The organism is Rhizobium sp. YTUHZ045 (assembly GCF_051124255.1).
GTDB lineage: Bacteria > Pseudomonadota > Alphaproteobacteria > Rhizobiales > Rhizobiaceae > Rhizobium.
This window is the reverse complement of the sequence record NZ_CP101435.1, coordinates 302,620-316,380: the sequence shown is the minus strand read 5'-3', so window position 1 is coordinate 316,380 and position 13,761 is coordinate 302,620. Positions and strand designations below refer to the sequence as shown.

Here is a 13,761-nt window from a genome sequence, read left to right as displayed (position 1 = left end):
GTGGGCCGCGGGACTTGGGGTCTCGCGCGTGGTAGCATAGCAGAATGGAGATCGACGAGGACAAAATCGATGACGCGGTCCTGTGTGATCCGTTGAACAAGTCGAAGTCGCTGGTCCTGACGGACGAAGGTCTACGGCGTTCGGAAGAACTATTCCGCCGGTTGTTTACACGGTAAAATCCAGTTTCGGCTTTCACCCACAGCCCGGTGTTCAGGTTTTGCGTCGCGCTTTTCGGACCCATTTTGCGGCGAGGTCATCGACGGCTTTGTTGAGCTGCGAGAAGTTGGCGCTGTTGGGATTGTAATCGCTGCTGCCCCACCATTCTAGGATTTCGGCATGTCGCTCGTGCGCCGGGTCTGCAAGCGCCTCGCGGAACTCCTGATAACCCCATGGACCACCAACGTCTTCAGGCGGGCAGTGTCCCGTTGCTTCGAGGAGCATCGGTCCTTCCGTGCCGACTGCAGGAAAGGTGCGCTCGATCTTGATGCTGTGTTCCCAACCGTCGCCAAAGTCGTAAAGGTATTTGAACGATTTCGCACCGGTGTCCTGGACTGCCGACAGCAGCGAGACCCTGCGGGCATCGATCGGACCATCCCCCCATTCCTCGTCTGGCAAACCAAAGCCGACGTCACGCATGCGGAATTCGTAAAGGTGGCTGTTGGTCCAGCCCATCGCCGCCTGCAATACCTCGTGCAGCCGACTGAGCCTGATGGTGAACGGTACGACAACGCGCCGCATCACTATCGGCTCGACATGATCGAGGGTGACCTTCAGGCGGACGGCAGAAGCCACCATCGTCAGGCCGCCAGCATTACGGTTGCCGGCGATGCACGTTTCCACTCCCAGGGCAGCAGTTCGTGCAGGCGCGTCACAGGATGGTCGGCGATGCGAGCCAGGACATCGGCAAGCCACGCCTTTGGGTCGACATCGTTGAGGCGGCAGGTGGTGATGACGGTCAGCATGACAGCGGCACGATCGGCCCCACGCTGGGAACCGGCGAAGGTCCAGTTCCGTCTTCCCAATGCGACACTTCTCAGCGCCCGCTCGGCTGCGTTGTTCGTGAGACAAACTCTACCGTCTTCGAGGAAGAGGGCAAAGCCCTCCCAGCGCTTGAGCATGTAATCGATCGGCTCGATGACCTCGGACGATCTGCTGAGCGTGGCGCGTTCCTTCGTCAACCACTCGTGCATGTCATCGAACAGCGGCTTGCTTCTCTCCTGCCGCGCAGCCAGTCGTTCTTCGGCACTCAATCCGTTGATCTGCCGCTCGATCCCGAACAATTCGTCGTAGCGCTTGACGGCCTCAAGCGCGATCGGCGAGATCGGCTTGCCCTTGCGTTTGCGATCCCGCGCATTCTTCTGGATATCGGCCAGCTCAAAGAATTTACGCCGCGCATGCGCATGGCAAAAGGCGAAGGTGATCGGCACCTCTTTCGTTGCGGCAACAGCGATCGGCTCGAAGCCATTGTAGCAATCGCTCTGTAGAATGCCGCCGTATCTGGCCAGGTGCTTCTGCGGATGTTCGCCGCGCCGGTCACTCGACGCATAATAGATTGCGGCTGGCGGCGCTGTTCCCCCGAATGGCCGGTCATCGCATACGTAAGTCCATATGCGTCCGGTCGTGCATTTGTCCCTGGCCTGAATGGGAATGGTGGTGTCATCACCGTGAAGACGCTCGGCCGCAAAGACATGCGCCTCGATCAGATCGAAGACAGGCATGAGAGCGGCTGTTGCGTACCCGACCTGGTCGGCCAGCGTCGAGGTCGAAAGATCGATCCCCTCGCATTTGAACCGGGCACTCTGCCGGTTGAGCGGGCTGTGCATGCCGAACTTGTCGAACAGGATCGTCGCCAACAGATGAGGACCGATGAAGCCGCGCGGCGTGGCATGGAACGGTGCCGGCGTCTGACTGATCGCCTCACAGTCACGGCACGTGAACTTTTCCCGCACCGTCTCGATCACCTTGAACCGGCGCGGAATCTCTTCCAGCGTCTCGGTGACGTCCTCGCCCAGCTTCGACAAGCGTGAACCACCACAGCAGGCGCAAGTCGTCGGCGGCTCGATGACGATACGTTCGCGCTCGATATCGTCCGGCCATGGCTTGCGCACCGGTCGTTTGCGCGTGAACGAACGTACGCTCGAGGTTCTGGCGCTTGCTGCCTGTGCCGCGACCTCGTCCTCCGTCGCCGCCGTCACGAGTTCCTCGAGCTGCAGTTCCAACTGGTCGAGCAGGCGCGCCGTGCGTTCAGAGCGCTGGCCTCGCAACTCGCGCCTGAGCTTCTCGATCTTCAATTCCAGAGCAACGATCAGCGCCTCGTTGTCAGAGAGCATCGCCTGCGCATTGGCCGCTTCCGCAACTGCGATAGCGTGTTTAGCCTGCAAGGCTTCATGCTCGCCAAGCAGCGCCAGGTAAGCGCCAACAACATCCACAGGAAGATCGACAGGCTTTGAGATCATGAAGCCATTCGATCAGATTTCCCCTGTATTTTCAATTGAATAATGCTAGCCGACCTTCGTCGGCCGCCAGGTTTCTTGAGGGTGCCTCCAGTCGATCCCGGACAGAAGATAACTCAGCTGCGCGGGTGATATCGCGATCGCGCCGCCTTCCGCAGACGGCCAGACGAACCGGCCGCGGTCCAACTTTTTTGTAAAAAGGCAGCTCCCCTGGCCGTCACTCCAGATCACTTTTATCAGCGATCCGCTACGACCGCGGAATACAAAAAGATTGCCGTCCAGAGGGTTCAGTTTCAGCACCTCCTGCACCCGCAACGCAAGCGATGGAAACCCACACCGCATGTCGGTATGGCCCGTTGCAATCCACACCCGCACATTTTGACCGGAAGGAAGCGTGATCACCGCAACGTCTCCAGACCCCGCATGATCCGCAGCAGCGCCTCAACGTCGACGCTGCCGTCCACGACCACACGACGGCCGTTCGCCGCGACAATCTCCATGCGGCCGGAAGGAGGCGCTACCGGATGCTCCATCGCAGCAGGTGGAGTGACCTGCTTCACCGGCACAAAAGTTTCCGGCATGACGAACGCCGGCACAAAACCATCGGTTTGTTTCTGGCTGTGCAAACCCTGGCGAACCGATTGCGCCAACGGTTTAACAGCGAGCGGCTGATGCCGTACTGACGGGCCGTGGCCGACGCCCGGCCTCTCCCCGCAAAGCTTTCTGCGACAATCCGCAGCTTCTCATCCTCAGTAAATCGACGCCGCCGTCCGGTGTTGATCACCTCAAGACGGCTCACCCGAGACCCGCTGTCCCCTTCAAAAATCTCCATCTGCCCAACTGTCCTTATGCCTGGGAATAAGGACAGGGTCTGAACAGTTTTATCCAATATTCAAAGGCGGTCTCGCTCGGACGGATACCATCGAGGCTGTGCTGCGCACAGTTATGCTACGGTGCCAACGCACGTGGATCGGACTTCCCGTCTGTATCCAAGGACAGGTTCAAATTGTGTTGCAACATCTGATTGTCTGGCTCTGCTTTGAGAGCTTGCCGATATAGCACTTGTGCGGCGTCATGCCGGCCCTGAAGATCCAAGACAACTCCTTTCGCGTTCAATACACGCAGATTACTTGGATCCGTAGCAAGCACTCCGTCGAGTACCTGAAGCGCCTCATGTCCTCGTTTCTGCGCCAGCAATATCTTGGTAAAACTGATTGCCGCATCAATATTATCTGGATGCTGCTTCAGATTGTGTAACGCTTGCTCTTCAGAAATTTTGCCAACTGCGCTCAATATGCGTTCGCGCATTGCCGGGTCGATATGATTGGCGCCGAGCAACGATGGGGGCGACGTCTCCTTCACCGAAAGAGCTGGCTTATTCCAGCTGGCGCAACCTCCGAGAGGCAGGATGGCGAGTACTGCGAAGAGGACTGAGTTCAATCGATATGAAACTAATGTTGCAGCGACTGTATTCTTATGCGAAGTCATCTTCAGTTCTCACCTATCATCGAGGTCTTGGCTATCAACTTGCGGCAATGCGGAAATCGCGAGCCCCTGACGGTCCACTGTTGTTTCAAGGCGGAGCTTAACGGATCCGGCGGGCTGGATGGTGAAGTCGGGCGCGAGGTCCTGGTAAGACAGCACAGCAAGATCAATCTGATTTCGTGCGAGAAAGCCGCGGACGAAGCGTCGGATATCCGTTGCAGTTAATACGACAGGCCGGGTCTGATCAGGCGCTGTGCTGGATAGGATCTGACGCATCTGTGACAGTAGTGCTTCGCTTTGCCGATCCTCTAGGGCGAGGTAGGGCCCCGCGGCCGATTCCCGAACCGCGCTGCGCACCACATCCTCAGTCTCACGTTCGATAATGAACGCGGGCACGATTCCGTGTTCATTGGCATAGCGGTGACAGATCTGCCGCTTCATATCAGAACGAACGTACTCGGTGAGAAGGGCGACATTTTGCTCACGTTCGCTCCGTTCGGCCAATGCCTCCAAGACAACGCGGGTGTTGCGGATCGGGATACCTTCATCCAGCAGACGGCGCAGTACGTCGGCAATCCGAGGAATCGGTGTCGTGCGCAGCACCTCCTTTACCAGATCAGCATATTCCTGCTCCATCCGCCCCAACAATTGGCTGGTCTCCTGAATGCCGACCAAGCGCGGTGCATAGCGGGTTAACGCCCCTTGCACACGCAACGCGAGGAGTTCGCTGGGGCGATGATGTCGGATGCTGGCAGCCTTAAGAGCCTGCGCATGGCATTGTTCGACCCAGATTATGTCCTTTTTAGAATCTTGGCGAAAGGGGATGCCGCTCAACTGAATGTTCGCCCGATCGTCTTTAAGCATTAGCTGTGTCGAATCAATCAGATTCTGTTCTACCGGCACGCCCTCGATATCTATTCTGAATTTCGACTCGGGCAGCCGCTGATCGACCGCAACAGGGATGCGGGGAACAATGATGCCAAGATCGGCTGAGACCAATTGCGACACGCGTGCAATATGCTGTTTTAGTTCGACCTGGTCGATGGCTTGCATAACGTTCGGCGCAAGGAAGAGAGCGATTGGACATGCCTCCGCAGGCATCGTTTGGTTTTGAGGCTCCACTGGAGCTGCAGGTGTAGCATCGACACCGCCGGCGCCCAGCACATCACCCTTTAGAAGGCTTGCCGCGGCGAATACCGCGGCCAAGATAAAAAAGACGGGTAGAGGGAAGCCAGGAATGAACCCCATCGCAACCAAGACGGAAGCCGCCAACCGTAATGCTCGCCTGCTCGCCGTGAGTTGATTGACTATGTCGGTCCCAAGGTTGAGGCTCCCGGCCCCAGTTACACGAGTGACGATGGTCGCCGCGGTAATTGAGAGCAGCAGGGCCGGGATCTGCGAGATTAGCGCATCACCGATGGTGAGAAGGGTATAATGTCGCAACACCTCGCCGAAGGGCATACCTTTCGAAAGCAAACCGATCGAAATCCCACCCAGCATGTTGATGAAAATAACGACGAGCCCCGCGATCGCGTCACCCTTCACGAACTTCATCGCGCCGTCCATAGCGCCGTAAAGTTGGCTTTCCTTCTCCAATGCGCCGCGCCGCCTGCGAGATTCGCTGGCATCTATATCGCCGTTCCTTAACTCTGCGTCGACCGCCATCTGCTTGCCCGGCAGGGCGTCGAGCGTGAAGCGGGCGGCCACTTCTGCTACGCGTTCAGCGCCCTTCGCGAGGACCATGAACTGCACCATGGTCACGACTAGGAATATGACGATACCTACGACGATATTGCCTGAGATTACGAAATCGCCGAACGTGTGGATGATGCTGCCCGCCTCGCCTTCGGCCAGGATCAATCGCGTCGTTGCGATGGTGAGCGCCAGACGGAAGACCGTGGAAATCAAGATGACGCCTGGCAAAGAAGAGAATTCAAGGGGTGTGCTGATATACAAAGCAACCATTAGCAGCAGTATGGCCAAACCCATATTGAATCCAATCAGTGTGTCGATCACTGCGGTTGGTACTGGCATCACCATCATAGCCACTGCCATAAGCAGCATCAGCGCAACCATTAAGTCCGGGCTGGCCGGCGCGCGCTCGATGAGGTTACGAATGATATTTCCCATGGAGGCCCTTTTTATCGTTTGAGAATTGCTCTGCTTTTACGCAGCTTTCGAAGGTCCACCAGCGCATGGCGACGCTCGAGACTGAGACTGCGAAAGCGGTGGCCCCGGGTGTATACAGCGTGTCCAGGCCCGTCAGGCTCCACCGCCAACATCGGCCGTTACGAGCGCAGAGGCGAGAAGTCGCAGCAGTTGAACATCCCGAAAATGATCGGATGTAGGTGCCGCAACCGGGGCAAGTTTCCTGCGCTCTTTTCACATGCGAGGCAGACGTAAAAGAGGGAGCACAGGAAATCGCGCCTTGCCTGGGGATAAGCGCGCGACACCACCTGCTTCGGAGACCTTCGTCGTTCACGCTGGGTCCTGTGCCGCTATCGTCTCGCCCTTGATTAAGCTGGTGGCCGATCTGCTGGAGCAGGAGCAGCCGCCGTAACGGGACAACAATTTACTCCTGCATCTCCGGATGATACCGAGTGCAACAGGGCAGGTGGGGCAGCTTGAGCATTGGAGTTCTCCTATGGCCTGCGAACCGGAAAGCACTTAATAGGGGAGAGAAGCAACGTGGCCATTCCGGCTCAGCAGCACGCGGCTGTCTTCGATCCGATCGATTGTCCATCCATCATCCAAAAGGGCCCCGACGAAGTACTTCTCGTCATCAATGACAACATACGGCGAGGACCCGCGCCACACTGCTTCAATCGCGATTGCCGACGGTGCCTTCTCCTCTTTGGTGATCACTTTATTGACCAGTGTTAGAGCTCCATTTGTGCGATGATCGAACCACTCCTGAACCTTCTGCCAACTGGTGGCCGATGCAGACGAGACGGTGCCTTCAGCTGTAACAACCCCCTTGGCCCAGTCGACCTTAATATTGAGCAGGCCTGCTCTAGCCGCTTCCCGTTGCAGATCTCTGGCCGCTGCAACGGCCGTCTGATTGTCAGCGTGGTTTTCGGTCAGCTTGGGTTTAGGGATAGCAGCAGGTGAATTGGCGCTCGATACATCGGCGCTAACGTAGTAGGAGAAAATCATTGCGAGCGCGCCGATCCCGACGGAGCCCAATAGTACGAAGGCCAGTATGCGGATCGAGAGGCGTGGTGTGTCGACTGATTCAGCGGGCGCTGCACCCTCTGCCGACCAGAGCATGGACATCGCGCCTACGTCGATCACGACCGGAATAGGAAGCACAACACGCTCGCCGGCGGCAATATTCCCTTTGCCCTGAACGCTAATTCCGGCTCCAAGGGTTTCGACTTCGATCGAATCTGCAAGAAAAGTGATGCGAAGATGTTGAGGCGCTAATCCTTGCTCGATAAAGATTATGTCGGCGTCGAGGCCACTACCGATTACTTTCGCTTCTGGATCCAGCACACCGGTCAGCCCGCAATAGAGGCCAGACAGGATTTCGAAATGAAGAGCAATCGTGTCATTCAAGGATATTCTTCCGCACAAGGATAGAAGCCGCACGGCAATTGCCGTGCGACTCATTTCAGTTCCACATCGCGTCACCAAATGCTGCGACCGAGACTACGTGAGTCACGCTTCAAACATTATTGAACGCGCTCGTCGGCGACCTTCTTGACCGTCGAGAGTTGCGTTGTAACAGTGCGTAGCAACATACTCCTATTCGTAGCCTCGGTGCTAACCGCCGCCAGCTCCTCCATTTGCGCTTTGAACGCATCAGCCCCATCATTCTTGGCCTTTGTATTTGTAGATCCCGTGGCTCCTGAACTACCTTTGCTACTATTGGACCCAACTTTACTTGACATATTGCTTTCCTTTCTCCAATTGTGCCGTCATCAACGACACGCCGACTCCTGACGAGGACCTCTATCCAGCATCAGGTATCCTCTTCTGTCTCTGCCATAGCCTCCTCGGCATCAGCCATGACATCGTTCATGATAGTTAACGCTACGGCGTTGAGAGCCAGCTGAAAGGCTTCTTGTTGAGATGCAGTTTGCGAGCCGTCGCCAGAAGTAAGCGGAATGTCCGTCCAATCGTGCCCCCTTTCGGACCTCTTGGGGTCTGGCTGCGTGTTAGGATCGGCCGGCCTTTTATGATCAGGTACGTCCGACGGTTGTCGGTTCGAACGCTCATGACCCCCTGTACGGGCCAAGAGAGCACCGAAGCTGCCAAAACTTCCATTTACTGCGACCATCAGGTACTCCGGCGTTTATCTTATTTGTCAATGGGCGGCGATGCCGTCTTCTGCATCCACCTCCTCAAGCTAAGCTCGTCACCTTTCGACAAGCTGACGAGCTTAGAAAAAAATCGCGCCCTGCATAAATGTGAGCGCGACAAACACCCCACCTTTCCTTTTGAGATTGAGGCCGCGAGATAAGCTTCTTCATCGATAGGAGCGGAATGGAATGGTTGGAGATCGCGCTGATGCCATGCTTGAAGGCATGCATGAAGCCAGGCATGAGGGAAAGGTCGGATCGAGGTGATCACCGGTCGGCGGCAGCGGCGGAATTGGACTGACGAGGAGAATGCGCGGATTCTTGCGGAAAGCGCAGAACCTGACGTGAACATCTCGGCCGTTGCCCGGCGCTGGGGCGTCAATCGCGGCTTGCTGAACGTCTGGCGTCGGGAAGCTGGCCTGACCTCTCTTCGCTCTGCCAAGACCTGCGCGCAGCAGGCGATGTTCGTGCCGGTGACGGTGGTTGGCGATCGAACGCCTCCCGAGAGCTCGCCGTCGGATTTTGCCCACTTCGCCGCGGGTCGGATTGAGATCGAGCTTGCTGGCGCGCGCATGACGGTTATCGGCTCGGTAGCGCCTGAGCTGGCACAAGCGATGGTGGCGGCGTTGAGAGGGTGCCGGTGATCGGAGTTTCGCCAAATGGCGTGAAGATCATGGTTGCGACGCAACCTGTCGACTTCCGGCGCGGCATGAATGGCCTGGTGGCTTTGGTGGCGTCAGCTCTTGCGGCCGATCCCTATTTATGTGTCGGGCGAGATTATGTGGCGGATCCGTCCCGGCGCCAGCCGAGGCCCGTCTAATCTGGAATTCTCCGCCACATAATATTTTGTGCCTCTTGAGATGGGTGCGGGATCCCCCGCGCCGCTATTCGGAGGGACAACATGCTCGAGTTCTATTTCTCTTATCGTGGGGTGCTCAAGCGCCTGCGTAGTGGTGCGCTTGGTGGCGAGATGGATCGCCTCGCGGAGCATTTTTTCGCGCTCGGTTATAAGCGAGCGTCCGCCAAGATTTTGAACCGCGCCGGGTTTGCCGGAGGCTGTTTGGTTTAAGTTATGCAGCCATGGCTGGTTCGTCCAGCATGGCGTAATACTGCTCCTCGGCTTCGGCGGGGGGAATGTTGCCGATGGGCTCCAGAAGCCGTCGATGGTTGAACCAGTCGACCCATTCCAGAGTGGCGAATTCAACCGCTTCGAAGCTGCGCCACGGTCCTCGCCGATGGATGACCTCGGCCTTGTAGAGGCCGTTGATCGTTTCGGCGAGGGCGTTGTCGTAAGAGTCGCCGACGCTTCCGACGGAAGGCTCGATGCCTGCCTCCGCCAATCGCTCCGAATACTTAATCGACACGTATTGAACGCCCCTGTCCGAGTGGTGAATCAGGCCGCCACCATGAACGGGACGCCGCTCATGAAGCGCCTGTTCCAAAGCATCGAGGACGAACCCGGCATGCGCCGTCCGGCTCACCCGCCAGCCGACAATCCGGCGCGCGAAGGCGTCGATGACGAAGGCCACGTAGACGAAGCCTTGCCAGGTGGCCACATAGGTGAAATCCGAAACCCAGAGCCTGTTCGGCGCAGGAGCCTTGAACTGGCGGTTCACCCGATCGAGCGGGCTCGGAGCCGTCTTGTCCGGGATCGTCGTGCGGATCGGCTTGCCCCGGATGATACCCTGAAGTCCCATCGATCGCATGAGCCGGGCGACGGTGCAGCGGGCTATATCGAAGCCCTCCCGCTTCAATTGCCGCCAGACCTTGCGCACGCCGTAGACGCGGAAGTTCGCCTCGAACACACGGCGTATCTCGATCTTCAAGGCAATGTCGCTGCGGGCGCGGACCGATAACCGGTCCACGTCCAGGCGTTTGGCAACGTTCTCGTAGTAGGTTGATGGGGCAATCGGCAGCAGCCTGCAGATCGGCTCGACCCCGAATACGGAGCGGTGTTCGTCGATAAAGGAGATCATCGCTTCAATGGGCGGTCGAGCTCCGCCATCGCGAAATAAGCGGACGCTTTGCGCAGTATCTCATTGGCCTGCCGAAGCTCGCGGTTCTCCCGCTCCAGAGCCTTCATCTTCTCGGCGACTTCGCTTGGGAGTCCAGGCCGGGAACCATCGTCCACTTCCGCCTTCTTCACCCATTCATTGAGCGTCTGCGCCATGCAGCCGATCTTGGCGGCGATCGAGGAAACCGCCGCCCATCGCGAGGAATATTCCCCTTGGTGATCCAAAACCATCCGCACTGCTCGGGCGCGGACTTCAGGTGAAAATTTGTTTGTTGTCTTGCTCATATCGGCTCCACTTTCTCAGAAGTTGGAGCCTCCGGCAAACCCGGCGCGGTTCATTTACCTGAGCCGGATTGCGCGTTTTAGCCAGTTTGCCTTGACGCACTGTGGTCCGATGCCGATCCATCAAGATGTAATTGACAGCTATTTGGGCGCGTTTACTAGTGATACTCCGCGCATTGGGGCAGTATCGGCTCTGGCTCATGCACGGCGAGTGGCTCCGGAGCGGTTTATTATTTCCGTTTCAGGTGAAGAGAATGATCCGGATGCTCCGCTTCTGGCCTCCTTTTCGGACTATCTGCGCAGGGTACGGGGCCTGGAGCCGAAGACCCGCGAAGGCGTTCTTCTGGGCGGCCGCCGTTTTCTGGATTGGTTCCGCCATCACCGCCCCGGCCAAAGTCTTGAGGCGTTGACAGCTGAGCACGTGCTTGCTGCTGTCGAGTATCGGCTGTCGCTATCGGCGACCTCCGGCACCCGCACGGCAGCGACTTCTCACATTCAAACATTTCTTCGGTTCTTATGTTGGGCTGGCCACCATCACCAAGATCTTGCCCGCATCGTGCCGAGAACGCCGTATTGGCGTTTGGCGCATCTGCCGCCACGCCTTGCATGGGGTGACGTTCGGCGCGCAATCGATGCGATCGACCCAACGACGCCGGTCGCTATCCGCGATCGAGCCGTCCTGCTGCTGCTCGCCACCACGGGCATTCGCAACGGCGAGTTACGTGCCATTCGACTGCAGGATATCGACTGGCGTACTGGCGAGGTTTTTATCCGGCGGACCAAAGGCAAGCGTGATCGGGTGGTGCCACTCCTCGAGGAGACCGGCGCGGCGCTCGTCGACTACATCCTGCGCGCTCGACCGAAGGTGGACAGTCCGTATCTGTTCCTGTCGTTCACGCCGCCGGTGGGAGCGTTCAAGTCTGCGGCGCCTGTTTCAAGAATCGTGAGGAAGCGGTTGCGGCATGGCGGGGTCGAACTCGGGCGGGTCGCCGGTGCACATCTCCTGCGCCACAGCCTCGCCACCCAGCTTGTCGGGCAGCGAAGGCCAATCAACGAGGTCGCCGATCTTCTTGGTCACCGGAGTATCAACACAACGGCGCTGTACGTGAAGGTTGCGGCCTCGCAGCTCGCCGAGGTCGCACTCCCCTTTCCCGGAGGCGCTGCATGACCGCCTTCGCCCGATTCCTCGGCGAGAAGGTCGAGCGTTACATCGAACTGCGCCACTCGCTCGGCTACTCTTTCAGCAAACAAGCCGGTACGTTGCACGCCTTCGTCCGCTACGTTGAACGCGCTCAATTCGATGCGCCCGCCACCCGGACGATGGCGCTGGACTTCGTCCTGTCGTTCGGCGGCGCCGCCAACAGCCGCGCTACTCGTCACGGCGTGCTCCGCCGCTTCTACGAGTATCTCGCGGTCTATGACGCCCAAACCGAATCCTTGGAGCGCAGAGCCTTTCCTAGATCCAGGGCGATTCCACCTCCACGTATCCTCAGCGAGGCAGAGTTGGCGTCGCTCATCGACGCATGCACCCGCATTTCGCCAGGCATCCCCCTCAGGGGGCGGACGATGGAGACGCTGATCGGATTGTTGGCAAGTACGGGACTGCGATCGGGCGAAGTGGTCAGGCTTGATCGTTCCGACGTCGATCTGACCAACGGGGTTCTTCTCATTCGGAAGACGAAGTTCCGCAAGGACCGTCTCGTTCCAGTTCACACGACGACCCAAACAGCGCTTCGCCGCTATGCCCGTGCGCGCGATGCCGCTTTTCCCAGTCCCAAGGACCAGGTTTTCTTCCTCAGCTCTCGTGGCAACCGCCTCTCGGCGACTGGCTTGCAAAGCGGATTTGCTCAGGTCCGCAAGTTCGCAGGGCTTGATGACGGCAAGCCGTTGCGGCCGCACGATCTTAGGCACCGGTTTGCCGTGACCCGCATGAGCCTTTGGCATCAACAACGCGCCAACGTCCAGGCGCTACTCCCGGTGCTCGCCACCTATCTCGGCCACGCCAACTACAGTGACACAGCCTACTACCTCACTGGCTCGGTGGATCTTCTCGCCATGGCGGCGGAGCGCGCCTTCCTCGATGGAGGCGCAGCATGAGTGAACACTTACTCCTGGCACCGCTCTTGGAGTCCTACTTTCGCCGACGCCTGACCAAGCAACGCAACGCGACTCCCGCGACCATGGCCAGCTATCGCGACGCCTTGCGCATGCTCATCCTCTTTGCCGCCACGCGGTTGCGGAAGAAGCCGGCGGCGTTGGTGCTCGAGGAGCTCGATCGAGACCTCATTCTCGCCTTTCTCGACGAACTCGAGGAGAAGCGGAACAACACCATCTCCACGCGCAACGCCCGCCTAGCGGCGATCCGATCGTTCTTCCACCATGTCGCAGCCTCCGATCCAGCGTCCTTCGGTGTCGCCCAACGCGTGCTGACGATTCCCATAAAACGGGCGCACGTCGAGGTGACGCATCACCTCATCAAGGCCGAAGTGGACGCCCTCATTGAAGCGCCTGATCCAAGGTCGCCCCGCGGTCGGCGTGACCGCACGTTTCTACTGTTCCTGGCACGGACCGGCGCGCGGGTCTCCGAAGCTACCGGCGTCAACGCAAACGACCTTCAGTTGGAACGGTCGCACCCACAAGTACTGCTGCGCGGCAAAGGGCGCAGAGACCGCATCATCCCCATTCCTCGGGATCTGGCGCGAGCACTGACAGCCTTGTTGGCCGAACACGGATCGCGAGCCACGAGCCGCGACCGATATTCGTCGGCGCCCGCAACGAGCGCCTGACGCGCTTCGGAGCAACCCACATCGTGCGGCGAGCGGTGGCCCAGGCCGTGAACATCAGGCCGGCCTTGGCCCAAAAGCCTATATCGCCGCACATCTTCCGACACTCACTGGCCATGAAGCTTCTCCAGTCGGGCGTTGACCTTCTGACGATCCAAGCCTGGCTCGGGCACGCACAGGTCGCTACAACCCACCGCTATGCCACTGCCGATGTCGAGATGATGCGTAAAGGTCTCGAGAAGGCTGGAGTCGCCGGCGATCTTGGCGTCCGTTTCCGACCAAATGACGCCGTGCTCCAACTGCTGAACAGTATCTAAATATTATGTGGCGGAGAATTCCAGATTAGACGGGCCTCGGCTAGCGCCGGGACGGATCCGCCACATAATCTCGCCCGACACATAAGAACGGATCACTGCCGGCATCCCGCACGAGCGACAGCA

Annotated in this window: 11 protein-coding genes, 4 pseudogenes and 1 other annotated feature; of the genes and pseudogenes, 7 read left to right on the top strand and 8 right to left on the bottom strand. The window is 58.6% G+C overall.

The annotated features are described in order from the left end of the window. The first annotated feature begins 44 nt into the window (after positions 1-44). A complete protein-coding gene (locus tag NMA58_RS31005; RefSeq protein WP_416068533.1) occupies positions 45-176 on the top strand; it encodes a DUF6429 family protein in 132 nt (43 codons plus the stop codon). A gap of 34 nt (positions 177-210) precedes the next feature. Here NMA58_RS31005 and NMA58_RS31000 read toward each other — a convergent pair whose 3' ends face one another. The 7 genes and pseudogenes from NMA58_RS31000 to NMA58_RS30970 all read right to left on the bottom strand — a co-directional run bounded on the left by NMA58_RS31000 (position 211) and on the right by NMA58_RS30970 (position 7,496). Beyond that, positions 211-795, bottom strand: a complete 585-nt coding sequence (locus tag NMA58_RS31000; protein ID WP_416068532.1) for a plasmid pRiA4b ORF-3 family protein — start codon at positions 793-795, stop codon at positions 211-213. Positions 796-797: 2 nt separating this feature from the next. After that, positions 798-2,456, bottom strand: a complete 1,659-nt coding sequence (tnpC, locus tag NMA58_RS30995; protein ID WP_416068531.1) for an IS66 family transposase — start codon at positions 2,454-2,456, stop codon at positions 798-800. A 45-nt stretch (positions 2,457-2,501) separates the two neighbouring features. After that, a complete protein-coding gene (gene tnpB, locus NMA58_RS30990; protein ID WP_112982801.1) occupies positions 2,502-2,795 on the bottom strand; it encodes an IS66 family insertion sequence element accessory protein TnpB in 294 nt (97 codons plus the stop codon). A 56-nt stretch (positions 2,796-2,851) separates the two neighbouring features. Then, positions 2,852-3,285 (bottom strand): annotated as a pseudogene (gene tnpA / locus NMA58_RS30985) (IS66-like element accessory protein TnpA). 116 nt (positions 3,286-3,401) lie between these two features. Continuing rightward, the gene (locus NMA58_RS30980; protein WP_416068697.1) at positions 3,402-3,941 is read right to left on the bottom strand and encodes a hypothetical protein; all 540 of its coding nucleotides are present in this window, start codon (positions 3,939-3,941) and stop codon (positions 3,402-3,404) included. Positions 3,942-3,950: 9 nt separating this feature from the next. Next, on the bottom strand, positions 3,951-6,068 hold the full coding sequence (gene sctV, locus NMA58_RS30975) for a type III secretion system export apparatus subunit SctV (RefSeq protein WP_416068698.1): 2,118 nt from the start codon (positions 6,066-6,068) through the stop codon (positions 3,951-3,953). A gap of 537 nt (positions 6,069-6,605) precedes the next feature. Next, complete coding sequence (locus NMA58_RS30970) at positions 6,606-7,496, bottom strand: SctD/MshK family protein (protein WP_416068699.1); 891 nt, start codon at positions 7,494-7,496, stop codon at positions 6,606-6,608. 935 nt (positions 7,497-8,431) lie between these two features. Here NMA58_RS30970 and tnpA (NMA58_RS30965) point away from each other — a divergent pair. The 3 genes and pseudogenes from tnpA (NMA58_RS30965) to NMA58_RS30955 all read left to right on the top strand — a co-directional run bounded on the left by tnpA (NMA58_RS30965) (position 8,432) and on the right by NMA58_RS30955 (position 9,311). After that, positions 8,432-8,886: pseudogene (gene tnpA / locus NMA58_RS30965) on the top strand (IS66-like element accessory protein TnpA). Next, positions 8,883-9,002, top strand: a pseudogene (gene tnpB / locus NMA58_RS30960) (IS66 family insertion sequence element accessory protein TnpB); the annotation flags it as partial. The pseudogenes tnpA (NMA58_RS30965) and tnpB (NMA58_RS30960), both read left to right, overlap by 4 nt. A 141-nt stretch (positions 9,003-9,143) precedes the next feature. After that, positions 9,144-9,311 (top strand): hypothetical protein, encoded by a 168-nt coding sequence (locus NMA58_RS30955; protein ID WP_416068700.1) that lies wholly within the window; start codon positions 9,144-9,146, stop codon positions 9,309-9,311. Between the two features lies 1 nt (position 9,312). Here NMA58_RS30955 and NMA58_RS30950 read toward each other — a convergent pair. After that, positions 9,313-10,541 (bottom strand): IS3 family transposase gene (locus tag NMA58_RS30950; protein ID WP_416068522.1). Its coding sequence is split into 2 segments (ribosomal slippage): positions 9,313-10,247 and positions 10,247-10,541, totalling 1,230 coding nucleotides; the frame shifts between segments, so codons are not numbered across the junction. Further along, positions 10,144-10,260, bottom strand: a sequence feature (AL1L pseudoknot). (Overlaps the previous gene by 117 nt.) On the opposite strand from NMA58_RS30950, the gene NMA58_RS30945 reads away from it, so the two are divergent. From NMA58_RS30945 to NMA58_RS30935, 3 genes and pseudogenes are all read left to right on the top strand, one after another. After that, a complete protein-coding gene (locus NMA58_RS30945; RefSeq protein WP_416068701.1) occupies positions 10,522-11,706 on the top strand; it encodes a site-specific integrase in 1,185 nt (394 codons plus the stop codon). The genes NMA58_RS30950 and NMA58_RS30945 overlap by 20 nt on opposite strands. Continuing rightward, positions 11,703-12,635 carry a tyrosine-type recombinase/integrase gene (locus NMA58_RS30940; protein ID WP_416068702.1) on the top strand — a complete coding sequence of 311 codons (933 nt, stop codon included), beginning with the start codon at positions 11,703-11,705 and terminating at the stop codon, positions 12,633-12,635. Before NMA58_RS30945 ends, NMA58_RS30940 begins: the two co-directional genes overlap by 4 nt. Continuing rightward, positions 12,632-13,638, top strand: a pseudogene (locus tag NMA58_RS30935) (tyrosine-type recombinase/integrase). The gene NMA58_RS30940 and the pseudogene NMA58_RS30935 overlap by 4 nt, the downstream one beginning before the upstream one ends. Positions 13,639-13,761 lie beyond the last annotated feature (123 nt).